The sequence below is a fragment of the Shewanella sp. 30m-14 genome (assembly GCF_052977125.1).
Genome location: NZ_JBRILW010000030.1, coordinates 25,720 through 52,386, shown reverse-complemented (window position 1 = coordinate 52,386; position 26,667 = coordinate 25,720). Strand labels below are relative to the sequence as shown.

Below are 26,667 nucleotides of genomic sequence, written 5' to 3'. Positions count from 1 at the left end.
TTTAAAAACACTCGGATTTTGCCATCTTATAAAGATCGGTCAACCGATCAATAAACTGCTAAATGATCGGCATTACTGACCGAGGTCAGCTTTTTTTGTCTCTGCTTTTTATTTCATACTTAGTAACAGTACATTGCTTAACGCTGCTGAAGCTTAAACAACCACTTACCGTAAAGGTAAATACCAATCGCTGAGATGCTACCGATTGCGGCAATGATATACCAAGCCATACCTATATCATGGGTGTTATATAAAAGCGTTGTCAGTGCTTGTGCACTCTCGCCGGTGTAGCTAACCAAAGTTGTAAAAGCTTCACCCTGTGGGATCGCGCTAATATCTGCAGCGCTCATGCCACGTTCGGCCAATAGTTCGCGGGAAAAAACCTCCTTCGATGCATACATCTCGTAGAGTTTAGGACCAAAGTAACCTTCAAGCGTCCAGCCAATACCCTGCGGTAACATAACAAAGCCTAAGTACATGGCTTTTTTACCTTCCGGTGCAATGTTACCCATAAACTCGTTTTTCTTTGGGCTGATCATCATTTCACCGAATGAGAACATCGCAATCGCAAGCACAATCATCCATGCCGCGTTTGTTGCGCCAATCAATACGAACGCCAAAATACTCAACAAGCAGCCAGCGAGCATAGCTGTAGTGATACGGTATTTAGCGGTTAAAGCAGCGACCAAGAAACAGCTGGTCATGATCATGCCGGCATTTAGGTTTAGCATGCCCTCTGGCATCACCTTAGTTCCGGTATTATCAAGCCCTAGCCAGAATTGGAAGAAGCCATTAGAGGTCCCTTCTGGACCAAATAGCGAGGTCACAATTACACTGGTATCGACCCACTCAGAAATGTGAATAGGTAGAACATCGAACAGTGAGTTAAACAGGAACCAGAAACCCGCAAATACCAACATATAGTAGATAACGATAGGCTTTTTTAGCTCGTGTAAAGCATCGCGCCAGAGCGCTTCTTGCTTAATCTCACCCGATTTAATTTTACGGTTACGTTCTAAACGCTCTTCTTTTCCGGGCTCTTTATAAGCAAATAAGAACAGGAAGTTAAACGAGATGATTGCAGCGCAGGCATAAAATACGTTATCCCAAGATAGCTGACGCATATGCACAGCAACCAGTGGGCCGAGGAAACCACCAATATTAACGACCTGATAGAATATACCCCATGCCATCGAGGTGTTTTGTCTACCCGTGGATAAGACTAATGTGCCTTGGATCCCAGGCTTAAATATACCAGTACCGGCAGCAAGCAAGATGGCACCAAATAAGAAACCATAAAAGCTTGGGAAAAACGCCATGACTAAGTAGCCAGCAATTTTGATAAGTGTGGAGGCAAAAATTGTTTCTTTATAGCCGACACGGTCTGAGATCCCGCCGGTAAAGACAGGTACAAAGGTCTGCATAAATGCCCACAGAGCAATAATGACACCATAATCACTGAGGCTAATGCCTAAGCCACCTTCTGATACTGGGGCTTTGGCGTAGAGGCCAGCACTGGCTTTAACGCCGTAATAGGCGATTCGCTCAACGAGCTCCATGCCGCCGACAATCCAGAAAATGTAACTTAAGCTGGCAATAGAGGCCCACATACCCAGCTGCTTAACTTCCCTTAGGTCGTTATCTGCATAAGCATCGTTCGAATCACTCATAGCTATCCCTTCAAATGTTTTAATTATTTAATCGTTATTATGTATATATCTTAATTGTGTTGGTTTTGGGTTTGTAGAGCGTGTGAATCTTTGCCAAAACGCTGCAAGCTTGTAATTGCATGCGACACTTTACCTAATTTGGTTGCAAACACCAATGCGTTATTACATTGAGTCGTAACGGATGTTTTAAACAAAATTGAGTTTTATGGGGAAAGTACTCTGAAGTGCCGATAATTGTGAGGGAGCGAGGTAAGCCATAAGCTTGCGGCTGATATGGCTATGGAGGCCGGAATTACACATCAAGGCTAAATAAAGCATAAATATGGTTCGATTCAATTTGTCGTTTTATTGCTTGAATCAAGTTGTACTTCAATAGGTATTGTTGCGATTAGCTGAGTAATCGGGCAAAGAGTGGGGCGCTTAATACCATCGCAATCCCGGTAAATATCATGGTCAGGCTCGCGATAACCCCTTCTTGACGGCCTAATTCACTCGCCTTAGCAGCGCCGGCTCCGTGAGCGGAAGCTCCTAATGCGACGCCTTTAGCAACAGAGCTGCGAATGTTAGCGACTTTAAATAAAGGCTCACAAATGAGCATGCCCATGATCCCTGTCAGTAGCACCAGCATAGCGGTGAGTTCTGGCACACCACCAAAGGCGCCAGTGGCTTCGATAGCGAAGGGGGTTGAGACTGAGCGTACCATTAAGCTATGAGATAACTCGGCTGGCATGTTGGTTAAGTAGGCCAATAGCCAAGAGGAGCCCAAGCCGAGTAATAAACCCGTTATAACACCTAAACTTAAGGTCAGTGGATACTGCTTAATTAACAGGCGTTCACGGTAAATTGGCAGCGCAAAAGCGATTGTTGCAGGAGCGAGCATCGCAGCTAGCCAGTGGGTGTAACTGAAGTAGTCGTTAACACTAATATTCAAACACACAACCACTAACAAAATAACGACAGGCGCGACAATAATGGGCGCAAACCAGACTTTACGTTGACGGCGATAGAGGGCTTTACTGGCGTAATAACCCGCCAATGTTATGACCAAGCAAAATATTCCTATAGCAGAATGATTCACACAGCCTTCCTTTTCTCATGGGGTAAATCGACAGGGCGTAGCGGTATGACTTGCGCTTTTGAAGAGGCTAAGTGTTTTCTTAATCGCAGCCTTCGTTCAAATTTGAATAATTTATCGACAGTAAAAGCCGTGCCCAATAACACGCAGGTGCTAGCGACTAACATGGAACTGATAAGCACCAAGCCATAATGTTCAAGCAAGGCTTCATATTTAATGACCGCCACAACGGGAGGAATAAAAAACAGCAGTAGATCGCCAATGAGCCAAGTGGCTCCCATATTGACGCTTTTTTCAGGCACCATCTTACTGGCAAGTAGCAGTAATAAAATCCCTAAACCAATTACGCTGCCGGGAATAGGGGAGTTAATTTTCTGTGCTAATACTTGGCAGGCCCAGGCCAATAAACACAAAGCAACGATTTGTGCGATCATCTGTGAGGCGGCTAAAGCGATATGCTTAGCATTTTTATGACAGGGCTTGGCAAAAGTTGCCATGGTGAATTCCAAACTAGGGCTTTGAGGATTGATGCTTAGTTTACGCTTGCTTAATTGATAGAAAAAATGAATATTAAGAATGGAATCTATCAATTTTGGTTATCTAAATGGATCTTAAAACCCTGCACTATTTTATGCAAGTCGTGGATGCGGGTGGATTTGCAAAAGCAAGCCGCACTGCATTTCTAACTCAACCTGCGCTTTCTAAGGCAATAAAAATGCTAGAAGAAGAGCTCGATATGGTGTTGTTAGAGCGTGGTAAGCGTGGCACACAAATTAAGCTAACGGCGGCAGGTGAAGTGGTTTATCGACATGCGCAGCAATTGCTGGCTGGTCGCCAAGAGCTGCTTAATGAGCTCGATGCGTTGCGTAATTTAACCGGCGGCAGCTTAAAGTTAGGCTTAGCTCCGCTTGGTAGCGCCGAGCTATTTGCCCCTGTTATAGCAAAGTTTAGGCAGCAATATCCGAAAGTTGATATGCAATTACTGGTTCGTGGCGGCATTGAGCAAACACTAGCCTTACAAAAAAATGAAATTGAGTTGGCAACAGGGATCATTGAATTTGATGGTGAATTTGATGGATTAAGGATCCGTAATGATCCTATGGTCGTCGTGGTGCCGAAAACCCACGCGTTAGCCGGTTATAAAGAGCTACAGCTTAAAGATCTGCAATCTTTAGCGCAGGTGATGTTTGAACCTGAATATGCACTCTATGAGCTGATCTTAGAGGCCTGCGATAAGGCGGGTTTTGTCCCCGCTGAAATTACTCGAGTCAGCCATGCTGACTTTGGCATAGCTCTGGTTGCGGCCGGTACGGGAATTATGGTGTTACCGCAGATTATTGCCGAGCGCTATCGAGTTGATGCTGTGGTTAATGTGCCCCTTGCGGCAAATGATCTTAGGTGGGAATTGTCCCTGTTTTGGCATAAGCAGCAAACTCTCTCTTTTGCGGCTAAGGCGATGATAGAGCTCGTTAAGCAACAGTTAGAGCAGACGGCGATGTTGACGCAGAATAAGTAAAATGCAGCCAATGTTTGGCTTTTTGGAAAACAAAAAGCCTAGCTCATTAGAGACTAGGCTTTGTGCATTTATAGGCGAGTCAGTAGCTGGGGTTACTTAGTAAGCATATAGTGAAGGACAGTCTTTTTAAAACTAAGCGACTAAGACTAAGCAACTAAAACTAAGCGACTAATACCAAGCTGCTAATACTCGCTAGGTAACTACTCGTTAGATTACGACTTAGTGACGACCCACAGAGCGTGTAATAAACCAGGAACGAAGAAAAGCAGGCAGAGAATAATGTTGATTAATAAGTCTTTACCCGCACCATTTTTTAAAAATACTGCCAATGGCGGCAATAGAATCGCAATGATGATAAGTAATAGCTTGTTGGTGTCCATGTTGTAATGTCCTTTTAGTCTTTATCGAATAGCATATTTTTTCGCATAACAAATGGCTTATGCATGGCGATAACTCGATGATTTGTTCAGTACATTTTTTATGATAACTGTTCACAACTTAATCTATATTATAGGGCTTGTAAACGCACCAAGGAGGGATAAACTAAAGCCACCGTATCTTGGTGGCTTTGATCATTTGATTGCTTATTTAATCGATAAGCACATTTACACTTAATTTAGCGCTTAACTCGCCGCTGAAAATACCGGGTTAAAGTGGCCAAGCCTGTTTACCATCCACCGCTACAGCTTGAAGATCTAAGCTTAGGCAGTAATCCCCAGGGTTATAGACATATACTTTCCTGTCGATAACACTAAAGTTAAATCCAGCGACTTGATCTTTGGCCGCTTGTGTCGTCGCCAGTCCCCACATTTGATAAAGCTCACGATAATCTAACTGAGTGGAGTAGCTCATCGCCACCATCAAGAAGTCATTATTTGAGATGTTCTTTGCGGCATTTAGGCCATATTGGCTGAACCCTAGCTGTCCGCGCTTTTGCAGCCAAAGTTCTTCTGAGCCTTTAGCACGTTCAAATTCACGCAATAAAATGTGTAGTCTTGCGAGCAGATGCCAACCATTTTCCAGTGCGCCATATTTCTGCGCAGCAACCATCATCTGCAGCATGGTTGCCATGCCATTTGACCAGCTTGTTAGCTTAGCCTCTTGCATATAAGCGAATGGGTCGGCTTGATTCATGCTTTGTTGCAATACTGCAAACTCATCATCAATGTTAAGACCTTGGCAAGAAGGTAATTTACCTAGCTCGGTATAGGCGCGTGACTTAGTGTAATAGGAGTAAGGATTGGTGGTTGAATGGCCATCATGTCCATCAAAACGTAAACGTCCTTTTTCAAGCCCATGCCCTAGCTCATGGATATCGCCGTGGCCAGTTGGGCTAAATGACCAGCTCGCATCATAAGGGTTGCCAGAGCAGCCCGCCCCGCAGGTGGCTTGGTCGGCATTCATATGTTTTACAGTATCAATAGTATCGACTTGCCAGCCTTGGCTGGTGGCAAACTCACTGATCTCTGCAACCTCGTCGATAAACGGCCCTTTAAAGCCTGCCAATAGATGTGGATAGTTATGGACCTGGGTCATGATGGCGGTTGCCATTTTTTCTGGGGTATTCCACCGTGGCTCGTGGCTTAGGGTGTTTTGCATCTTATCGATTTTGGAATGCACCTCAAAATGCTCTGTTGCCAGCTCACTCCAATCATATTGATTTGCCGCTAAATCTTGCATGAACTTGTTGCCGTCCATGCCTGTGCGCCAATATGGATGAAGGCCTACTTGCTTAAAGCTAAATTCAGTGGCTAAGTCAGTTTGGTCAAAACGCACCTGCATCGGTCCGCCATAAGGACTGGTAAACTTAATGGTTTCACCGGCCTTAACTTCAATATGGGTCGATTGCAATAATTTAGGGCGGTTATAGCCGTTGCTGGCAAACTCATGGGTTGAACCTGAGCGCAGAGTATTAATAAATATCCAGGTGCGGACTTGGCTGTTATCACTTCGCGTCACGCTTACAGTTTGGCCTGGCAGGGCGTAAACACCAGCTGAGCGGAAACCTTTTTTACTGCTTAAACTCACATGCTGATCTACGGCGTTGATTTGGCTAAAATCGGTGCGACTAAAGTTGCCTAAGTCCTTTGCTACAGCATTAATATCGCGAAAGTTATAAACGCTATGATCGGCGTAATAGGCTTTAAGGTAATTCAAGCTATCGGTCGTCGTCACATCCATCGGGTATTGAATTACTTGGCGATAGTTATCACCAAGTAAGATAAGCAGCTTGTAGAGTGAGTAGTCTGGCTGATTGAAAATATCACGTTTACTGGTTTCTATCGCTTGGATATTACTGCGAATAGTACCGAGTGCTGGCCGATAATCATCGTTAAATCTGGCATCGCAACTCGTTGCACAATTGGCAAGGTTAAAATCGACGCGTTCGCTATCGAATAGGCTTAACCATAGCTGCTCTTTATCTAACGCGCTGAAGCTGTCGAGCATCGCGGTGGCAGATGACCAGTCGGCTTTATCTTGAGCAAAATAGTTACCAGGCCCGCCAGAACCTTGCATGCTAAAGCCCATAGGGTTCAGTACGGTTTGGGTTAAGGGAACACTATTCCAGCTATGTAGGTGCACATAGAGCAGTGGTTGTGTCGCCTGTTGAATTTGAGCAATCAGTGGCTCAACAGTTTTGATTGGAAATAGCTCTGAAGAGCCGGTTATCACCAACTGCGCCTCGGCTAAGCAACTGCTAAGCGTGGTTTCATCGCTACAGGTTTGTACCTGCCAATTAGGGTAGTGTTCGCTAATCCAGCCATTGATGCGGCTGACCGTATTGCCGCTCATGAGAAACAGACGTACTTGTTGTGGCTTTGCCAGTGCAGTTTCATCCTGCTTGAGCATCCAGCCTAATAAGCGCTTAAAGCTAGGTTCAAAACTAGCGTTATGACCTTGCTGCATGCTCGAAATAATATCGGTGCCGAATGCAGCATTGCGTTGACCAGACTTGTCATTGGTAGCTGCGAAGGTTAGGCCTTTATTACCCGTAACAATGGCATAAGCCTTATTTTGCGGATAGGCATGTTCTGCGCCTGCAAGCTGGATCATTTGTGAGTGACGGCCTTGATCGTATTGAAGGCTATCATTTTGGTAGATGCTTTTTAGCAGTGTATCGCCGTCTAAGCGATACTGCTGAATGTGACTCAAGGCGCGCTTGATTATTTGTGGTGACATTGCGGCGGCAATACTGGCATCGCCGCTTTTCATCGCCGCGCTGATTTTATCATTGAGCTGAATCGTTATCTGCTCGCTAGCACTTTGGTTACTGCTATCTGTAACCGTAAGGCTGAGGGCAATCTTGCTATCTTGTAATAGTTCTTTGGCATTAATAGTTACGCCTTCAAGTGTCGCGTTTTGTAATGTGACTTCGGGTCCTGATACTTGCTGCCAGCTAAATGTATTAGCGCCAGTGGCATAAATATTGACATCAGCGGTGAGGTTTATCAGCGAATCATTCCATGCCGTTACGGTATCGCCGAGCTCAATAGTGGGAGCTTGAGCTAAGGGCGGTGTTACGCCGCCATTATCAGATCCCGAATCATCTGATCCGCCACAGGCCGATAAGCCTAATAATAAACAACTCGATACAAGCAAATGCTTCATTTTATTTACACTCTATGCAATTTGTTTACATCTTGAATTTGTTTCATGTTTAAAGCAATGGTTATTTTTAAAATAGTTATATAAAACAATGTTTAAGGCGGTTTTTTGGCGTTGTCATCAAATTGACATTTGTTGTAAATTTGGTGGTTACTAAATTAGCGTTTCTCGCTATTGGCTTTGCCGCCAATTCTACGACTCGTTTTCGCTGTGACCCATATCAACTATTTATACAATCGATTGATTTTCAGGTATTAAATTGTCGCTTTTACTCTATGCTGCTTGCCGACTCGATATTGTTAGAAGCAATGAGTAGGTAGTTAAATCGAGCATTTCTTATATTTCAGTAAGGCAACCCCGGAGACTAGGGAACTGTATGTCTGTATTAATCGAACAGCTAGACCGAGAAGACCTTCGCCAATCGAATCACTCGCAAGCGAATGTTGTCTCAGCATTTAAATCAGTACGTTTTCAACTAAAACTGATTGTATTTTTGACCGTGATCTCTTTCCTGTTCCTAGGGTATAAGGGGATTTCTGGTATGCAAGATGCGGGCGATTCGATAGAAAAGCTGTATGCCGAAGGTATGCAGCATAGTATTCGCGCGGGTAAGGTACTGAATGAACTCGCCACTGCGCGCAGTGAACTGTTATTAGCGTTTCAGCACGATCCAAGTAGCCCGTTTTCTGAAATGCATAACCATCCTCTGAGGCTGCATGTTAGCCAGGCACAGGCGGCTATCGAGCTGCTGTATAATATTATCGATAATGAAATCTTAGGCGCGAAATTAGATAATGAAGAACGGCTGCAAGCTAGCCGTTTAAAGACTCAGCTCGATAAAGTGGTCGCGCAGGGGTTTAACCCAACAATAGATGCCTTAGTGCGAGGCGAATATGAAGCCGCCAATAGGGTGTTGCTGACACAGATTAACCCACTGTTTAAGAACATCACCGCAGAGGCGCAATCATTTTTAGATATGCAGGTTGTAGAGGGGCGAGATAGCTTCAATCGTTTTAATGAAGACATGCGTATTTATCTCTTGCTGGTGGCGGTTTTCTCGACGGTTTGTATCTTGGTTATAACGATTAGCTCATCACTTATTGTTCGTCGTATGGGCAAGGCGATGACGGAGCTAGAAACCACTTCCATTGATATTGCTAATGGCGATTTAACCAAGCGCATAGAGCTTGGTGGGGATGATGAGTTTTCGCATATTGCTACCTATGTGAATCAAATTGCGGCACGCTTTCAGCATGCTGTACAAAACACCCATGAGTCGACAGCTCGCTTAGCCAGTGCAGCGGAAGAGAACTCTGTGGTATCGACTCAGACTCAGCGTAATGTGATTGACCAGCAACAGCAAACTCAGCAAATCGCTGCCGCGATTCATCAGTTCTCTGCAACGGTGCGAGAAGTTGCGCAAAGTGCCGAAGCTGCAGCTATGACGTCAACAGAAGCAAATGACGCGGCTCATCATGGGCAAACCGTTGTGAGTGAAAGTATTGCGGTGATCGAGACGTTATCAACAGAGATGGATGGGGCGACAGAAGCGATGCAATTGTTGTCTAAGTCATCTGATGAAATCGGCTCAGTTGTTGATGTTATTCAAGGGATCTCGCAGCAAACTAACTTACTTGCCTTAAACGCGGCAATTGAAGCGGCTAGGGCTGGAGAGCAGGGCCGAGGTTTTGCTGTTGTCGCTGATGAGGTACGTTCGCTGGCTAAACGAACTCAGGACTCGACTGAGGAGATCCAGAAGATGATCCAGCATTTGCAACAGGGCGCACGCGACTCGATGTTGATGATGGAGCGCGGTACAGAGCAAGCTAAGTTAAGCGTGGATAAATCACAACAAGCGGGTGACGCGCTACAGTTAATTATGGTGAGCATCGAGCAAATTAGTGCTTTGAATACGCAGATAGCGACCGCATCAGAAGAGCAGAGCTTAGTGACCGAAGAGATTAGTCGCAATATTATTAATATTAGCGATATATCAGATCAAACAGCAGCAGGTGCAGAGCAAACGCAGGCCGCGACCCATGAGCTTGCCCAGCTTGCTGAATCGATGCAGCAAGAGATTGCTTACTACCGAGTGTGATTTTGTTGAAGTATTAGATTTTAGCTAACAAAAAGGGCTGTCGATGACAGCCCTTTTTCTTTTTTTACGCTATTTGTAGCTTTTCGAATTAGCCTTCTAGCTTAGCCAGTTCAGCTTTCTGTTCAGTTAGCTTGTCCATATCACGTTGGTATTCGGCTTGCTTAGCACGCTCTTTTTCAATCACGGCAGCAGGGGCTTTGGCCACGAAACCTTGGTTAGATAACTTACCTTCGATACGCGCAAATTCAGCTGCCGCTTTCTCGAGTAATTTATCGATACGCGCCACTTCTTTAGCCACGTCGATAAGACCTGCCATTGGGATCAATAGCTCCATGTTGCCTACAAGCTGAGTAGTCGACATCGGCGCAACATCATCTTCAGACATAATGGTGATAGTCTCAAGTTTTGCCAGTGTAGTGAAGAATATCTGGTTCGCTTCAAGACGTGCTCTGTCTTTGTAGCTCACGCCACGTAGCAATGCATTAAGCGGCTTAGATGGCGCGATGTTAAGTTCTGCGCGGATGTTACGTACCGCAACAATCACTTGCTTAACCCACTCTAAATCTTCCATCGCAGCAGCATCGACTTTGTCAGCTTGATACTCAGGGAAGGCAGCCAACATCAATGTGTCACCCTCAACACCGGCTAGTGGCTTAACGCGCTGCCAGATAGTCTCAGTTAGGTATGGCATGATTGGGTGCATTAGACGCTGCATCTGCTCTAGTACGTTAACCAAAGTATGGCGCGTACCGCGAAGCTGTGCATCGGTGCCACTTTGCATAACAGGTTTCGTTAACTCTAAGTACCAGTCACAGAACTGGTTCCAAGTGAACTCGTAAATGGTGTTAGCGGCAAGATCGAAACGGTAGTTAGCCATGTGCTCGTCGTAGGCTTTAACGGTTTCATTGAACAGACCGATAATCCAGCGATCGGCAATCGATAGCTCCATTGCGCCTGGCTTGCCATCAACCAGAATTTGGCCACAATCTAGCGCTTCGCCAACAGCATCATCGCTCGCGCCTTCAGCTTGCACTTCGGTGTTCATCAATACGTAACGTGATGCGTTCCAGATCTTGTTACAGAAACTGCGGTAACCATCTAGGCGCTTCATGTCCCAGTTGATGTCACGGCCCGTTGATGCCATAGACGCTAGTGTAAAGCGCAGTGCGTCAGTACCATGCGGCTCGATACCTTCGCTAAACTCTTTACGTGTGCTCTTTTCAATCTTAGCGGCAAGTTGTGGCTGCATCATGTTGCCAGTACGCTTAGTCACTAGTGACTCAAGGTCGATACCGTCAATCATGTCTAATGGATCAAGTACGTTACCCTTAGACTTAGACATCTTGTTACCGGCTTCATCACGGATAAGGCCTGTCACATATACCGTCTTGAACGGTACTTGTGGTTTGCCGTTTTCATCTTTGATGAAATGCATGGTCATCATGATCATACGGGCAACCCAGAAGAAGATGATGTCAAAACCAGTAACCAACACATCAGTTGGGTGGAAGGCTTTAAGCTCAGCGGTATCTTTTGGCCAGCCTAGTGTAGAGAACGTCCACAATGCTGAACTGAACCAGGTATCAAGTACGTCGGCGTCTTGGCGAAGTACTACCGAGTCATCAAGGCTGTGCTTAGCACGGACTTCTGCTTCATCGCGGCCAACATACACTTTGCCAGCTTCGTCGTACCAAGCTGGGATACGGTGACCCCACCAAAGCTGACGTGAAATACACCAGTCTTGAATGTCACGCATCCAAGAGTTGTACATGTTCTCATACTGCTGTGGTACAAACTTGATGTCACCGTTTTCAACCGCTTCCATGGCAGTTTTAGCCATAGGTGCAACGGCAACATACCATTGATCTGTTAGTAATGGCTCGATTACCACACCAGAGCGGTCACCGTAAGGGACTTTCAATCCGTGTGGATCGATTTTGCCCAGTAGACCTAATGTTTCAAACTCTGCAACAATCGCGCTGCGCGCTTTAAAGCGATCAAGACCGACATAACGCTCAGGTAGGCTATTATCTAGTTCGTTGTTTGCAGTGCCGTCGGTGTTAACCACTTCAGCGCTTGAGCGAATTGCCGCATCAATGGTTAAGATGTTGTACATCGGCAATTCATGTCGCTTACCGACTTCATAGTCGTTAAAGTCGTGCGCAGGAGTGATTTTCACACAACCTGTACCGAACTCGATATCAACATAATCGTCTGCGACAATAGGGATAAGACGATTGACGATTGGCAGTAAAATGAATTTGCCAATTAGCGATTGATAACGCTCATCGTCTGGATGAACCGCTACTGCACTGTCCCCCAGCATGGTTTCAGGACGTGTGGTTGCTACTTCTAGGTAGTCTTTACCATCGCTAGTCAAAGCGCCATCGGCAAGTGGGTAGCGGAAATGCCACATGCTGCCTTGCTTTTCTTTGTTCTCAACTTCTAAATCAGAGATAGCGGTGTGCAGGGTCGGATCCCAGTTCACTAGGCGCTTACCGCGGTAGATTAGGTCATCTTCGTAAAGGCGTACAAATACTTCTTGTACCGCTTCAGACATGCCTTCGTCCATAGTAAAACGTTCACGGTCCCAATCAACAGATGCGCCAAGGCGACGTAGCTGCTTAGTGATGGTGCCGCCAGATTGCTCTTTCCAATCCCAGATACGATCGATAAAGTTTTCACGACCCAAATCATGGCGGTTTAAGCCTTCTTCGGCTGCCACTTTACGCTCAACTAACATTTGAGTGGCAATACCGGCGTGGTCTGTACCGACCTGCCAAAGGGTGTTCTTACCCTTCATACGCTGGTAACGGGTTAACGTATCCATGATGGTATCTTGGAAGGCGTGACCCATATGCAAACTACCCGTCACATTTGGTGGCGGGATCATGATGCAATAGTTGCCTTGAGACTCGTCGCCGTGTGGCTTGAAGTAACCTTTCTCTTCCCAGTTTTGGTAAAGAGACTGTTCGATAGACTGCGGGTTATATGTTTTTTCCATGAGGCGTGTTTATCTCAAACTAAAAATTAATTGGTTGTGCTGCTAGATCTTGGGTCGTTAATGCTATCCCAAGAGCGCGATACTGCCGATAGCGATCGCGAGCAATCGCTTTGTGGCTATCGTCATTGGCAACGAAATCGATAATCTGTCCAAAGTTTACCGCAAATTGCGGTACTTGGTCTGCAAGATTAAGCAGAAGATGACGTTTTTTGTTGGCACCAAGCCTATCAAAGCCGATTTCTACCGGAGCGCCGCCGATTGGGCCTTCACCTTTTAGGTTGTGGGGCACAAATGATTGCGGCTCAAATTGCCAAAGCAGCTCGTCAATAGCATAAGCTTGCTGTTGATCTTGGCAATGGATATAAACCAACTCTTGAGTAGCAAAAGCCCGCTCTGCCAATTGGCAAGCGAGTAAGTACACTTGGTCCTGCGCAGATTTAGGCGCATTAGATGCAGGTTTTGCGTCCTTTGGCATCATGTAAAACAGGGCTTGCGACTGACTAAAAGACATAGTGGGTTATCGGCATAGTGGGTTGTTGGCGCTATTGTCTTAGCTTTTTGGCTGACGAAAGAGAGGATTTTACACTAAAAGTCGCTCATAGATCAGCCTCTAATCACTGATTTATTTATTGATGCACCCAGTTAATCGGTGTGGTTAGTTGCCACGTTTGCATCGAGAGTGGGCTGGTGATGGGGTTAAAGAGTTAATTTTACTAATCACGTCGCTGTGGTTACACTCCATGCACTTGCCGATATTAGCCGATACTATGAATTTTTCCGACCTTAACCTCAGCGTTGAAACCCTATCTAAACTGCCAAGCAGTGTTTCTGTAGCCACTGAAATCCAAAGACTTGCTATTCCTGAAATATTAGCGGGAAAAGACCTCTTAGCATTGGCACAAACGGGCAGCGGTAAAACCTATGCGTTCGGTTTACCTTTATTGCAAATCATCACTAATGATGGCGTTGAAAACGGTAAAGTAAAGGCGCTGATTCTGGTGCCTACCCGAGAGCTTGCGTTGCAAGTCGGTGAGGCGCTTAAGCATATCTCAGTTAATATTCGGTTGACGGTATTATGTGGTGGTGTTGATAAGGCCAAGCAGCTTGAAGAGCTTGAGCTACAGCCTCAGCTTATTGTGGCAACACCAGGACGTTTACTCGATTTTCTACGCCAGCAACTTATTACATTGGAAAGTGTAAAGCAGTTGGTGCTAGATGAGGCCGATAGGCTGATGGAAATGGGCTTTTGGCCTGATATCGAACGCATTATTGAATGTATTCCTGCAAAGCGACAAACCCTATTATTTTCAGCGACGTTAGCTCCTGAATTAAAGGACAAGGCGTTGAAGTTACTACATGCTCCGAAAAAGTTGGCTGCCCAAGCTGTGAACAGTGTAACGAGTGACATTAAAGAGTTACTGTTCCTTGTCAATAAGGGCGATAAAGCGAGAGCGTTGATTGCATTGAACCAAATGCATCAATGGTCACAGGTATTAGCTTTTGTTAATGCCCGAGATGATGCCGATAAGTTAGCAAAAAGGCTCGTTAAAGCAGGTATTAATGCGGCGGCCTTGCATGGTGATAAAGAGCAGCTTCAGCGGCAGCAAACATTGGAAGATTTAAAAACGCGTAAACTGCAAGTGTTAGTGACTACGGATTTACTGTCTCGCGGCATTCATATCGATGCGCTGCCTGTAGTGATTAATGTCGACTTACCCGCTAGCGCACCTGTATACGTGCATCGTATTGGTCGTACTGCTAGAGCGGGTGACAATGGGGTGGCTATCTCGTTAGTGTGTCATAGCGAGTCCGATAACTTGAAGGCGATTGAGCTATTAACTAAGCGAGAAATGAAACTTGAATCGCTCGAAGGGTTTGAGGTGACAGATAAGCCTGCGTCGGGTCAGAGTAAAAGGGCACCTCGGGATAAAACAGCCAATCGTCGCAGCCAGAGTAAGCGCAGTGCCAAGGACTTTGCTGCTAAAAAACAATTTGGAAAGTAAAATAACCTATTTGCTTTTGGGAATGTCTCTCGCACGGGCAAGGCGCCGATAAAAAATGATAGGCCGACAGTTTACGTATATGCTCAGCCCAAAAAGCGCCAATAAGAAAGCCTACTGCAGCCATAGTGCCAGCATATAAGCTTGAATTGACCTAATTGCAGGCTGGTACCTATGCCAATAAAAGCGCCTACCAATGTGGGGGATAACGCTACTGCTAACCATTGTAAAGTGTGTACTAGCCATCCAATAAACTTCATCGATTATCCTTAATCTTTTTAAATGCAGGTTTGAGTACCTCACTTTACTCAACTTTAACGTAATGCTGGTGTTGCTTGAGAAATTATATCGGCAGGTTTAGACCATATAGTTAGTTATAATCGCGTGGTTATTTTTCGTACAAACATAGGCTTAAGTTAAGCCAATATTTTTTGTTTCAGTGATAAAAAAATAGACGCTCACATTGTCTAATTTATTAGCTGGTGAGTTGTCTGTATTGCGGATATACTCCGCGATCGCGCCAATAGTGGTTGGTCATTATACAAAGTTCTACTTGGAGAAAGATAAATACTGCCAAGAAGAAATAATGATATGCAGTAAAGGGATAAGTCTGTTTTTAGTTTTGATAAAGGTGCTAAATGAGCTTCTTTGATAATGCTGTAATTATATTACTCCTGATTGGGGTGAGTTGTTTTTTTTCTATGTCGGAAATAGCCTTGGCGGCAGGGCGTAAAATTCGTCTGCGTCAGCTTGCGGCTGAAGGTGATATTCGCGCCAATAAAGTCCTGTTGCTGCAAGAGCAGCCAGGTAATTTCTTTACTGTGGTGCAGATAGGTTTAAATGCCGTGGCGATTATGGGTGGTATCGTGGGTGAGTCAGCGTTTACGCCTCATATTCACGCATTCCTATCGTCTTGGTTGAGTGGACCTTGGTTAGACAAAATGAGTTTTCTACTGTCATTTGTGATTGTGACCAGCTTATTTATTTTAATTGCCGATCTTATCCCTAAGCGCTTAGCGATGGCCTTTCCTGAAAAAGTGGCGATGACCTTTGTTAGCCCTATGATGGTCTGCATCGTGGTGCTTAAACCGCTGGTGTGGTTCTTCAACGGCTCTGCTAACTTCGTATTCCGTGTGTTTCAAGTGCAAACGGCGCGTAATGATGCGGTGACTTCAGATGACATTTATGCGGTGATGGATGCGGGTGCAGAAGCGGGGGTGCTAGATAAAGGCGATCAGCTGATGATGGAAAAAGTGTTTGAAATGCAAACCATTCCCGTCACGGCAGCGATGACAGCACGTGAAAGCTTAGCTTATTTTCTTCTGCAAGATAGTGAAGATGAAATTAAGCATAAGATAGCACAGCAGCCTCATTCTAACTTTCTTGTTTGTAACGAGCAGTTAGATACTGTGGTGGGCATCGTCAATGCGAAAAAGCTACTTATCTGCTTGATTAATGGTGAAAAAATCAGCCTTAAAGATAAAAGCCTTGTGAGTAACTGCTTTATCATTCCTGACACTTTAAGCTTGTCTGAGTCGATGGATTATTTTAAGAATAGCCGAGCAGACTTTGCGGTAGTGATGAATGAATACTCCTTAGTTGTGGGCGTAGTCACTGCGAAGGATCTGCAAGATGCAGTGATGGGCGCGTGGTCTTTGCCTGAATGTGAAGAGCAGATTATTGCTCGCGATGAGCGTTCGTGGCTGATGGATGGCGTGACGCCGATTACCGATGTGATGCGAGCACTGGATATTGAGGAGTTCCCTCAAAATCATAACTACGAGACTATCGCGGGTTTTATGATGTTTATGCTGCGCAAAATTCCAAAGTGCACCGACTCGGTTAATCATGCAGGCTTTAAGTTTGAAGTGGTTGATGTTGATAGTTATAAGGTCGACCAGCTCTTGGTTACGCGAATTGAAGAAGAGACCACTGAGACTCTAGAGGTTAACGCTTAAACATAAGCAATTAGCGTAAATCTATTTGCATTGAATCATATAAAAAACGGCTGAGTCTATTTAGACTCAGCCGTTTTTTTTGGGCTGGCGACTTCTGTATTAATAACTTTTACCAGGGGAACAGCCATCATTCGCCTTGATTGAATTAAAGCGCTAAGGCGCTGGCTTTCTTGTGCTGAGGTTAAGCCTTGCTGGAAATGCTATTTGCTTTGATTTTCCAGCTCTCATGCCAGTCGTGTAATTGCTCTACAGGCATTGGCATAGCGATATAATAACCTTGGGCTAAGGTGCAACCTAATGATTGCAAGCGCTGCCACAGAGGCAATGTTTCCACTCCCTCGGCAACAGACTCTAGCGATAAACGACGGCTTAACAATAGACAGGCTTCTACAATCGCTGCGGCGGTATTACTCGTTTCCATCGATCGAATAAAGCTCATGTCTATCTTGAGAGAGTCAAATGGTAAGGTGTCTAACAGTGATAATGATGAGTAACCCGTACCGAAGTCGTCAATTGATAAACTAAAGCCGTGCATCGCGAGACGCGACGCTGCCTCTAATGCTCTGCCCGTATTTTCTAAGGCGTCAGTTTCAGTGATCTCAAAATAGAGTTGTTTGCAAAGGTTAGGTTGCTGTTCTGCTAAAGAAAGCACTTGGTCAACAAAATGATTATGCGTCAGAGTGGTAGGCGTAATATTAACTGCAACGGGACGTTCGCCGAGCTCATGTTGATGCTGTAGCACATAGTTGATGCTTAATAGGGCTAATTGCGCATCTTTTTGCATTTTGCTCAATAAGGGTAAAAAACATGCTGGCGGTAATACACCTAAGATAGGGTGTACAAAACGGATCAGCGCTTCACTACTTCGCCATTCACCGGTATCTAATGTGACCAGAGGTTGAAAATAAGGCTTAATCCAACCCTGCTCTAATGCATGTTCGAGTTCCTGTTCAGTAAACACCTTGTCTAATACCGATGAGCTATGAATCGGCGTCATGGCGCTGCTAAGCCGCTCAACATTGGCCAAGTCGAGTAGCTCTTTTAGTGTATTCATCTTCACCGGCTTACTGATGGCACCAATCACTTTAAGGTGATAGTTCATACACATTTTCTTTACGGTATCGAGTACGATCTGGTTACTGGCACTAGTGATAATAATGCTGCCAGTAAAAGACAGCTCACTGATATGACTTAAAAAAGTGATACCGTCCATTTCTGGCATTTTTAAGTCACACAGTAAGATATCGGGCTTAAAACTTGCCATTATTTGTAATGCTTCAACACCTGAAGCGGCGGTTTTAATCTGCGCAATGTGAGGCATATTAATCAGCTCTAGCTGCATTAGCATAGCTTCACGCTGAAACTGGTGATCTTCAATCAGTAGGATTTTCATGTTAATCGCTTTACCTGAGTCGAGATCTGGCTCATTAGCTGTTTCAATTGTGCAAGTTGTCGTTGCACCGTGTCGATATCTTGAGTCGAGGCTGCTTTTTCGATTTCACTGCAACATGTGGCTAAACGTTCACACTCAATGACGCCAGCTGCGCCTTTTAGCTTGTGGGCGTGATGTGCGGTAGCGATAAAATCTCGGCCTACGACAGCCTGGTTGAGTGCTGCAACATCTTGAACACTGGTGGTGACAAACTTATTGAGTAAGCTGATACATATCGCTAAGTCGCCGAAATTAGCTTCAAGTGCAGCAATATCGATAATCAGTTGGACTTTTTCCTCTGTCGCTACGCAAGGCTGATAAGTTGCATTATCAACGTTCTCGGCATTCTCAAGATGAGCTACATTGTCTGCAGCGGCTTTAATGTGGCTGCTCAGTACCGTTTGTAGCTGTTGTAATGTGACCGGCTTAATTAAATAGTCATCGAAACCAAGCTGATGGCAACGGTTTCTTTCACTGGACATGGCATTAGCAGTGAGAGCGATTACGGGTAGACGAGGCAACTGTTTTTGCCTTTCATTGTCGCGGATAGCGCTTACTAAGCCGTAACCATCGAGTTCGGGCATATGGCAATCGGTAAGCAATAGCATGTATTTCGTCTGCTGGTAAGCTGTTAATGCCTGCTGGCCATTATCAAAGATATCTGCAAAGTAACCCAGTTTACTGAGTTGCATCCTAATGACATCTTGATTGATTGGATGATCTTCTGCGACCAGAATAAGCTTATTTTGTGCAATGGCTTGTTCACGGGTTAGGGCTAACTTTATGTCTCCCTTCATGCCGATATATTGGTTTTTAAAGAACTCTGGCTTAGTCATAAGGTGCAGCAAGTGCAAAGGGATCAAAGGGTTGACTGACAGTGCCCAACCTAGTGTTGCCGGTGTTGGCGACAGCATACTCTTGTTTTTAAGTAAGATGACTTGTACGCCGGGTATATTGTGGTTAATCCAGCTAGGGGTCATCGATTGCTGTTCACACCATGCTTCGCATAGCAGTAATACTTCGAGCTTTTGCGTGGCGACATAGCTTGCAAGCACCGTTTTATTATCTGTGCCTAATAGATTAAAAGTGGTGCAATGCCAATTGATTAAGTATTCACTAAATAGATTGTAGTTACTTTCATCAGTGACAATGATGCCGCAACGCTTGTTGACGATAGTGGGGATTTCAACTGCTACGGTTGGCAAGGTCAGATTAAAGCGGAAAGTACTGCCTTGGCCGTTGGTGCTGGTTACCGATATTTCTCCACCCATGAGTTTAACCAGTTGCTCGCAGATAGATAAGCCTAAGCCTGTGCCATTAAAGCGTCGCTCACTGCTGAGGTCAACTTGCTCAAATGGCAAAAATAATTTGCTAATATCTTCCTCTCGGATCCCTATGCCACTATCTGTTACAGCGAAAGTGATGGTTTGCTCTTTGTCGGTTGCGCTCAACAGGCCGACGGACAACCAGATCTCACCTTCTGTGGTAAATTTCGATGCGTTATTGAGCAGGTTGTTCAATACCTGTTTAAGCCGCAAATTATCAAGAGTTAACGAATAGGACAGTTTTGGGTCAAGCCAAAGCTTGAATTTAAGGCCTTTTCGCTCAATATGGGCAATATGTGGTTGGACTAACTCACAGATAAAACTGCTTAACTGACATACATCTGGGCTTAGTTCTAATTTCCCAGCCTCGATTTTCGAAAAATCTAAAACGTCATTAACAATATTGAGCAAGTTGCTACCTGAATGGGTGAGGTTTTTATGGATCCCATAAAGTTCGTTGCTGTTTAGATGCGGAGCCATGAGCTCTAATAGACTTAAAATGCCACTGATTGGCGTACGAATTTCATGGCTCATCATGGCCAGAAAACGTGATTTAGCTACCGTTGCAGACTCAGCAATCAATCGAGCTTCGTCCAGTTCAGCCTGTTTCTCTTTAATGACAGTGATATCGACTAAGGTGTAGGTCCAATGCTTATTTCTATCCTCTTTTGTACAGGTGCCCGTGAGCTGATACCAAGAGATCTTACCGTCAATATTAAGCTTCATTGTTGTATAAAGTGAATCTCGGAATCGGGACTCTTCAATATCAGTTAAGAACCCATGCTCGTCTGCGTGCATGGCTAAAAATTCCATAAGCAGATGCGGCGCTTGATAGAGTTGATTAGGGGTTAGACCAAAGTATTTTTCGATATTACCACTGATAAAGCTCCAAGAAATATCTTCAATATCATCGCCATAGCGTATTAGTTGTGCAACGACGCCACCAAAGTTGTTATTCACCAGTCGTAGCTCTTTTTCGATACTCTGTCTCTGAGCTATTTCAGCTTTTAACTTTCTGTTTGAATAGGCTATGACTAAAAAAAGCGTAAAAATGCCACCCAGTACTAGCAATAGCCAGTTGGGTATTTTTTCAAAGGAGAAGTCACTATCGATACTGACATTATTCCATTTATGAGTAATAGCCTGTAATTCATCCTTATCAATAGCGTGTTTTGTCTTATCAATAACAGATAATAGAGCGGGGTTAATTTTATTCACTGCAAAGCTGACGGGGCGGCTCTGCTGCTCTATCGGGGTTGTTAGGATCTGAATTTTCCCTAAGTAACGCGCGCTAATGACTCTGCTCGCCTTCGATAGCGGCAAAATACCGACCTGAACTTTACCGTTAATAACGGCATTAAGCAGGTGTTTAGTGGTGTTAAACCTGGTTACATTGGCATAGGGAAAATCTTTTTTAGTGTCAATTTGCTGCTCATGCCTGCTTAAAATCCCCAGTCTTTTAGTCGTTTCTAGCTGACCAGTAGCCAGGTTCGTTGCGGCAACCGCAATCCAAGGATCTTGTATGTAAGCTGTTGTGCACTGCGTAAATGGATGTTTTCCTTGCACGCAGGTAAAGGCTGGAATGAGTTCAAACTCATTTTCAGCAAGGTACTTTTCAATATTTTGACCATTGAATTCAGTGGCTTCAATTTTTAGATTTAGTTTGTTGGATATCGCTTTTAAGATATCGGCGCCCATTCCATCCATTTCTCCAGCGTCATTGGTGAAGGTAAATGGGTAACTGTCAGCAGAGTAAAGCACCTTAATGACCTTTTTATCTCTGATAGCATTGCTCTCTGATTCGGTAAGGTTTAAGCCTTGATGCTGATAAATATATTTAACTTGAGAGCTGGTCAGCCAGGCTTCATAGAGTTTGTCGAAGGTCTCTGAAGGGATCTGTTTTAAGCCATCATTTAATCGTTCGATCAACTTGTTATTTTCGATGAGTCCCGCGAAGTGCAAACTTTCAAGAGGCATGTCGTTAAGCAGGCGAATATTTAATTTTTTCGGTGCATATTGGTGGGTAAGTAAGTAATCAAGAGTGATCGCATTACTTATGTAGGCATCTGAACTACCATTGAGCACCGCTTTATAAGCAGATAGGCTATCGGTGTAGTTGATGACTTTGACACTATTAAGGCCATTTCTGAGTTGCTCATTAATCGCAAAGCCTTTTTCGGTCGCGATGCGCAGGCCTTTTAACTCAAAAAGGCTATTGGTATTTTCTTGATAAGTGATCCCTGCAATCGGTACCAACATAAGCGGCGAGCTAAAACTTAGCCAAGTCATTCTCTCAGGAGTCTTTGACGCCCCCATAATGATATCAATCTCACGATTACGCAGTGCTTGAGTCACTTGTTGGTAGTTAGGATAAGTCACGACCTCTGTGCGGTAGCCGCTGTTCTTAGTGATCTCTTGTAAAATTGACGGCAGCAAACCGATCGCATTTCCATCTTTACCAATGTAAGTAAAAGGCTGCCAGTCAGCTACTGGGTAGCCGACTCTGATCACTTGCTCTGCATTGGGCAAGTGCGAGTCTTTATTTTCTTGATCCGCTATGACGGGTAAAGAAAAAACAAACAGAAAAAATACCAGAAATGCGTTACGCATATTGCAGCCTATGTTGGATTACGGCAGTAATAAATAAAATGTTGATGCACAGGCAGCGACTACTAACGAGGGGAGTTCGCAGTAGAGTCTTAGTTAAGATTAAGTGGCTGGTGTCAGTGTTTTGCGCGAGATTAAGTAGCTTAAAAACTGAGGCTGTGAATTTTTGCGTATTGTAAGCTCAATTCATTAATTGTCGATATCTTGTGATAATAATTATGTCAGCCAGCTCTCATTTTGAAGATATTTTCAGCAAAAGGAGTTTCTTTGCTCATGACGAGCTTGCAGGGATGTTTATTCACGTAGGGCTTAAGCTTGAAATAAAAAAGGCTAAACCGGCTGGATTATAGAGTGAAAACCGTGTTTAGCCTTAATGTAAGTGTTCGCGTGGGGTTATTCGCCTTGCTCTATGCCTGCTCGGTTAAGCAAGAACTGAGTCAATAGCGGAACTGGACGACCCGTAGACCCTTTGTTGGCACCGCTGTTCCAAGCTGTACCAGCCACATCTAAGTGGGCCCAGTTATACTTCTTGGCAAAGCGAGACAAGAAGCAAGCTGCAGTGATTGAACCTGCCGCGCGGCCACCTAAGTTAGTCATATCAGCAAATGGGCTTTCCAAGTGCTCCTGGTACTCATCCCATAACGGCATGCGCCATGCGCGGTCGCCACTTTGCTCGCCAGCATTTAATAACTCATGCGCGAGTGGATTGTGACCAGAAAACAGGCCTGATGCGTGTTTACCTAGTGCGATAACACAAGCGCCAGTTAATGTTGCAGTATCGACCACAAGCTCAGGATCGAAGCGCTCAACATAGGTGAGCACGTCACATAATACTAAGCGGCCTTCGGCATCAGTGTTTAGCACTTCAACGGTTTGGCCAGACATAGTGGTAAGGATGTCACCTGGACGATAAGCATTGCTTGATGGCATGTTTTCACAACCAGCCAAAATACCAATGACATTGATAGGCAGCTGCATATCACACAGGGCTTTCATGGCGCCAATAACACCGGCAGCACCACCCATGTCATACTTCATTTCATCCATGGCTTCGCCAGGTTTAAGTGAAATACCACCAGAGTCGAAAGTTAGTCCCTTACCGATTAACACGATTGGCTTTTCTGTATTATCAATGGCGCCCTTGTATTCCATAATGGTCATTACTGACTCATTATCGCTACCACGGCCAACCGCTAGGTATGAATTCATGCCTAGCGCTTCCATTTGCTCTTCACCGATAGTTGTCACTGTTAGGTTTTCAGTGTTTTCGGCAATCTGGCGAGCCTGTGAAGCAAGGTAAGCAGGGTTACAGATATTTGGTGGCATGTTCGCTACGTCGCGACAAAGGTGCATACCTGCTGAAACGGCCATACCGTGTTCAATAGCACGCTCACCAACCGTCAGCTCGCGGCGAGTGGGTACGTTGAATACTAGTTTACGCAGTGGACGGCGAGTTTCACCCTTACGGGTTTTTAGCGCGTCAAAGCAATATAGGCTATTTTGTGTGGTTTCAACGGCTTCACGTACTTTCCAGTATGTATCGCGTCCTTTTACATGTAACTCGGTAAGGAAGCATACAGCCTCCATTGAACCCGTTTCATTTAAAGTGTTGATTGTTTTCGTAATGATTTGTTTGTATTGACGTTCATCAAGTTCGCGCTCTTTACCGCATCCGACGAGCAAAACGCGTTCGCTTAGTACATTCGGTACGTGATGAAGCAACAACATTTGTCCTGGCTTTCCTTCCAAATCACCACGACGAAGTAAGTTGCTGATATAGCCTTCACTGATTTTATCTAACTGTTCGGCGATACCGGACAAGCGTCTTGGTTCGTATACACCTACGACGATACAAGCTGAGCGTTGTTTCTCTGGACTACCGCTCTTTACGCTAAACTCCATGAGCTCTCCTAGATTCTTAAAGACAAATTTTATTATTTATTAGATAATGTCTGCTTGTGCCCAAAAGGGCTCGAATATGGCGCACCCTATAATTTTCTTTTCAGGTGTTTTCCCTGGCCATGTTATGTACTTGTTGGTAACAAAACTACTAAAAGTAGACAGTCTACATGAAAGTTGTATTGATACCAGCATAAATGAACGTTTGGAGACCGGATCCTCACTGTGATTGTATTTAGATACCTGATTCGAGAAGTTTTTAAAGCGCAAATAGCGGTACTTTTGGTGTTGTTAGCTATTTTTATTAGCCAACACTTTGTCCGCGTGCTTGCTGATGCCTCTGACGGCGAATTTCCTGCCTCGTTAGTTATGACCTTACTGGGTCTTAACTTGCCGTTTCTTACTGTTTTGGTTTTACCGCTGAGTCTATTTTTGGGCATTTTATTAGCCCATGGACGTATGTATGCCGAAAATGAGATGGTTATTTTTCATGGGGTAGGGATCAGTGAGTGGTATATCACCCGAGTCACACTATTGCTTGCTGTGATGAATATGGTGTTTACCGCGTTCCTATCAATTTATGTTGCGCCTTGGGCTGAGGAGCAGCAAAACCAAGTGCTTGAACATGCCAAATCCGAAGCGGGACTGGCGGCATTAACCCAAGGACGTTTCCAAACGAGTCCAAATGGACGAGCGGTACTGTTTGTTGAGCGCATTGGTCGTGATAACAAGTTAGATAAAGTGTTTGTGGCTCAGTTGCCAGAACCGGACGATGAAACTGGCGTCGCCAATGTTGTCGTTGCGCGCTCTGGTAAAGTGGTTGAAGACGGAACGGGTGGCCAGCGTTTGCAGCTAGAAGATGGCGTGCAGTATCAAGGCAGTCCGAAACGTGTCGATTACCAAGTCGTCGAGTTTGGTGGCTATCAAATGCAGATTAAAGAACAAGAGGTTGATGAGCGGCGCCGTAAGTTATCGGCCATGCCAATTGGTCAGCTTATGGATATAGATAGCCCAGAAGCGACAGCTGAATTTCACTGGCGACTAGCAATTCCGCTGGCGATCCCATTGATGACCTTAATTGCAGTGCCAATGGCGCGTGTGAATAATCGTCAGGGTAAGTTTGCTAAGATGTTCCCGGCTATTTTGTTATATCTTGGTTACTTTGGTTTGATGGTTGCTGGCCGTAAATCCTTAGAAGATGGCGTAATCCCTCAGTATTTAGGCATGTGGTGGATCCATGCTTCCGCCCTGGTGATTGGCATATTATTGCTCGGTAAAGAGCGGCCGTTAGGGGCGAAGGTTACTGGCCTGTTTAAGCGTAAAAAGGCGGCCAAAGCATGAAGATCTTAGATATCTATATTGCTCGCGTACTGATTAGTACCTCTTCATTGGCATTATTAGTACTCACAGGTTTGTCAGGTATTATTAAGTGGGTCGACCAACTTCGCCTTGTGGGACGAGGCACTTACACCATGATGGATGCTGGTGTTTACGTGTTATTTTTGATCCCAAGAGATATTGAACTGTTTTTCCCTATGGCCGTTTTGCTCGGCGCTTTGATTGGTATGGGAATGCTCGCGTCAAACTCTGAGCTGGTGGTGATGCAGTCATCAGGACTTTCGCGCCTACAAATAACCATGTCGGCGATGAAGACGGCTATCCCATTGATGATCATCGTAATGATGCTCACAGAGTGGGTTGCTCCTGTAGCGGAGTTGCGCGCTAAAGAGATCAAGCGAACCAATATATCCGGTGGCAGTTTAATCGATTCTAATCGGGGCATTTGGGCTAAAGATGGTGACCTGTTTGTTAACATTGCAGGGGTTGTCGATAGCGATAGTTTGCGTAATATCACCTTGTATGAATTTGATGATACCACTAACTTAACCAGTACAGTGCATGCGGACTCAGCTGAATATAAGAAGAATTATTGGCAGTTATATGATGTCAGAAGAACCACAATTAACAATAATCAGGTAGTGCTAACTAACTTAGAGGAAGATAAGTGGATTTCGTCGCTAACACCGGAAAAACTCAGTGTGGTGTCGGTTAAGCCTGAATCTTTGTCAATTGAAGGTTTACTTGATTACTTGGATTATCTAAAGAGCAATAATCAGGCGTCAGAACGTTATGAGTTGGCCCTGTGGCGTAAGTTGCTGCAGCCTGTCACGGTCGCCGTGATGATGTTAGTGGCGCTTTCATTTGTATTTGGTCCACTGAGAACGGTAACTATGGGCGCACGGGTATTGCTAGGCGTTGTAGCCGGGTTTAGCTTCTATATCTGTAGTGAGATTTTCGGCCCATTGAGTATAGTTTATGGCTTGCCGGCGTTTATTAGTGCCGCTATGCCTGCATTGATTTTCAGTATTGGAGCGCTCTACTTTATCAGGAAGTAGCGATTTTAAATTAGCGTAATCAATCACGCTGACAACCGTTTTAGGAAGCTGATGCTCTACAGAGTATAAGCTGATAAAGCG

16 protein-coding genes are annotated in these 26,667 nt (G+C 44.8%); 6 read left to right on the top strand and 10 right to left on the bottom strand.

All coding sequences use genetic code 11. The features are described from left to right. Positions 1 to 137 precede the first annotated feature (137 nt). From ACVBIU_RS18045 to ACVBIU_RS18035, 3 genes are all read right to left on the bottom strand, one after another. Positions 138 to 1,670: an MFS transporter gene (locus ACVBIU_RS18045; RefSeq protein ID WP_447160286.1), complete on the bottom strand. Its 1,533-nt coding sequence runs from the start codon at positions 1,668 to 1,670 to the stop codon at positions 138 to 140. A gap of 388 nt (positions 1,671 to 2,058) precedes the next feature. Further along, positions 2,059 to 2,748, bottom strand: coding sequence for an LrgB family protein (locus tag ACVBIU_RS18040; RefSeq protein ID WP_447164473.1), 690 nt, complete (start codon positions 2,746 to 2,748; stop codon positions 2,059 to 2,061). Beyond that, a complete protein-coding gene (locus ACVBIU_RS18035) occupies positions 2,745 to 3,242 on the bottom strand; it encodes a CidA/LrgA family protein (RefSeq protein WP_447164472.1) in 498 nt (165 codons plus the stop codon). Before ACVBIU_RS18035 ends, ACVBIU_RS18040 begins: the two co-directional genes overlap by 4 nt. Positions 3,243 to 3,349: 107 nt before the next feature. On the opposite strand from ACVBIU_RS18035, the gene ACVBIU_RS18030 reads away from it, so the two are divergent. Continuing rightward, positions 3,350 to 4,261, top strand: a complete 912-nt coding sequence (locus tag ACVBIU_RS18030; protein ID WP_447164471.1) for a LysR substrate-binding domain-containing protein — start codon at positions 3,350 to 3,352, stop codon at positions 4,259 to 4,261. Between the two features lie 212 nt (positions 4,262 to 4,473). On the opposite strand, the gene ACVBIU_RS18025 is transcribed toward ACVBIU_RS18030, so the two are convergent. Then, positions 4,474 to 4,641 (bottom strand): YqaE/Pmp3 family membrane protein, encoded by a 168-nt coding sequence (locus ACVBIU_RS18025; protein ID WP_447160290.1) that lies wholly within the window; start codon positions 4,639 to 4,641, stop codon positions 4,474 to 4,476. A 268-nt stretch (positions 4,642 to 4,909) separates the two neighbouring features. Then, the gene (locus ACVBIU_RS18020) at positions 4,910 to 7,870 is read right to left on the bottom strand and encodes an ImpA family metalloprotease (protein WP_447164470.1); all 2,961 of its coding nucleotides are present in this window, start codon (positions 7,868 to 7,870) and stop codon (positions 4,910 to 4,912) included. A gap of 373 nt (positions 7,871 to 8,243) precedes the next feature. Between ACVBIU_RS18020 and ACVBIU_RS18015 the strand changes: the two genes are divergently transcribed. Next, complete coding sequence (locus tag ACVBIU_RS18015) at positions 8,244 to 9,965, top strand: methyl-accepting chemotaxis protein (RefSeq protein WP_447164469.1); 1,722 nt, start codon at positions 8,244 to 8,246, stop codon at positions 9,963 to 9,965. Positions 9,966 to 10,053: 88 nt separating this feature from the next. Here ACVBIU_RS18015 and ACVBIU_RS18010 read toward each other — a convergent pair whose 3' ends face one another. Further along, positions 10,054 to 12,969 (bottom strand): valine--tRNA ligase, encoded by a 2,916-nt coding sequence (locus ACVBIU_RS18010; protein ID WP_447164468.1) that lies wholly within the window; start codon positions 12,967 to 12,969, stop codon positions 10,054 to 10,056. Positions 12,970 to 12,988: 19 nt separating this feature from the next. Beyond that, positions 12,989 to 13,480 carry a DNA polymerase III subunit chi gene (locus tag ACVBIU_RS18005; protein ID WP_447160294.1) on the bottom strand — a complete coding sequence of 164 codons (492 nt, stop codon included), beginning with the start codon at positions 13,478 to 13,480 and terminating at the stop codon, positions 12,989 to 12,991. Positions 13,481 to 13,709: 229 nt separating this feature from the next. Here ACVBIU_RS18005 and ACVBIU_RS18000 point away from each other — a divergent pair, with 229 nt between their 5' ends. Together ACVBIU_RS18000 and ACVBIU_RS17995 are read left to right on the top strand one after the other, a co-directional pair. After that, positions 13,710 to 14,972, top strand: coding sequence for a DEAD/DEAH box helicase (locus ACVBIU_RS18000; RefSeq protein WP_447164474.1), 1,263 nt, complete (start codon positions 13,710 to 13,712; stop codon positions 14,970 to 14,972). 635 nt (positions 14,973 to 15,607) lie between these two features. Next, on the top strand, positions 15,608 to 16,927 hold the full coding sequence (locus ACVBIU_RS17995) for a hemolysin family protein (RefSeq protein WP_447160296.1): 1,320 nt from the start codon (positions 15,608 to 15,610) through the stop codon (positions 16,925 to 16,927). A 181-nt stretch (positions 16,928 to 17,108) separates the two neighbouring features. Here the strand turns inward: ACVBIU_RS17995 and ACVBIU_RS17990 are convergent, their stop codons facing one another. From ACVBIU_RS17990 to pepA, 3 genes are all read right to left on the bottom strand, one after another. Further along, positions 17,109 to 18,320 carry an EAL domain-containing response regulator gene (locus ACVBIU_RS17990; protein WP_447164467.1) on the bottom strand — a complete coding sequence of 404 codons (1,212 nt, stop codon included), beginning with the start codon at positions 18,318 to 18,320 and terminating at the stop codon, positions 17,109 to 17,111. Further along, a complete protein-coding gene (locus tag ACVBIU_RS17985) occupies positions 18,317 to 22,294 on the bottom strand; it encodes a transporter substrate-binding domain-containing protein (protein ID WP_447164466.1) in 3,978 nt (1,325 codons plus the stop codon). Before ACVBIU_RS17985 ends, ACVBIU_RS17990 begins: the two co-directional genes overlap by 4 nt. Positions 22,295 to 22,684: 390 nt before the next feature. After that, entirely contained in the window at positions 22,685 to 24,193 is a 1,509-nt protein-coding gene (gene pepA, locus ACVBIU_RS17980; RefSeq protein WP_447160299.1) for a leucyl aminopeptidase, read from the bottom strand. Positions 24,194 to 24,415: 222 nt separating this feature from the next. Here pepA and lptF point away from each other — a divergent pair, with 222 nt between their 5' ends. Together lptF and lptG are read left to right on the top strand one after the other, a co-directional pair. Further along, a complete protein-coding gene (lptF, locus tag ACVBIU_RS17975) occupies positions 24,416 to 25,531 on the top strand; it encodes an LPS export ABC transporter permease LptF (RefSeq protein WP_447160300.1) in 1,116 nt (371 codons plus the stop codon). After that, positions 25,528 to 26,586 carry an LPS export ABC transporter permease LptG gene (gene lptG / locus ACVBIU_RS17970; RefSeq protein ID WP_447164465.1) on the top strand — a complete coding sequence of 353 codons (1,059 nt, stop codon included), beginning with the start codon at positions 25,528 to 25,530 and terminating at the stop codon, positions 26,584 to 26,586. Before lptF ends, lptG begins: the two co-directional genes overlap by 4 nt. The last annotated feature ends 81 nt before the right edge of the window (positions 26,587 to 26,667 follow it).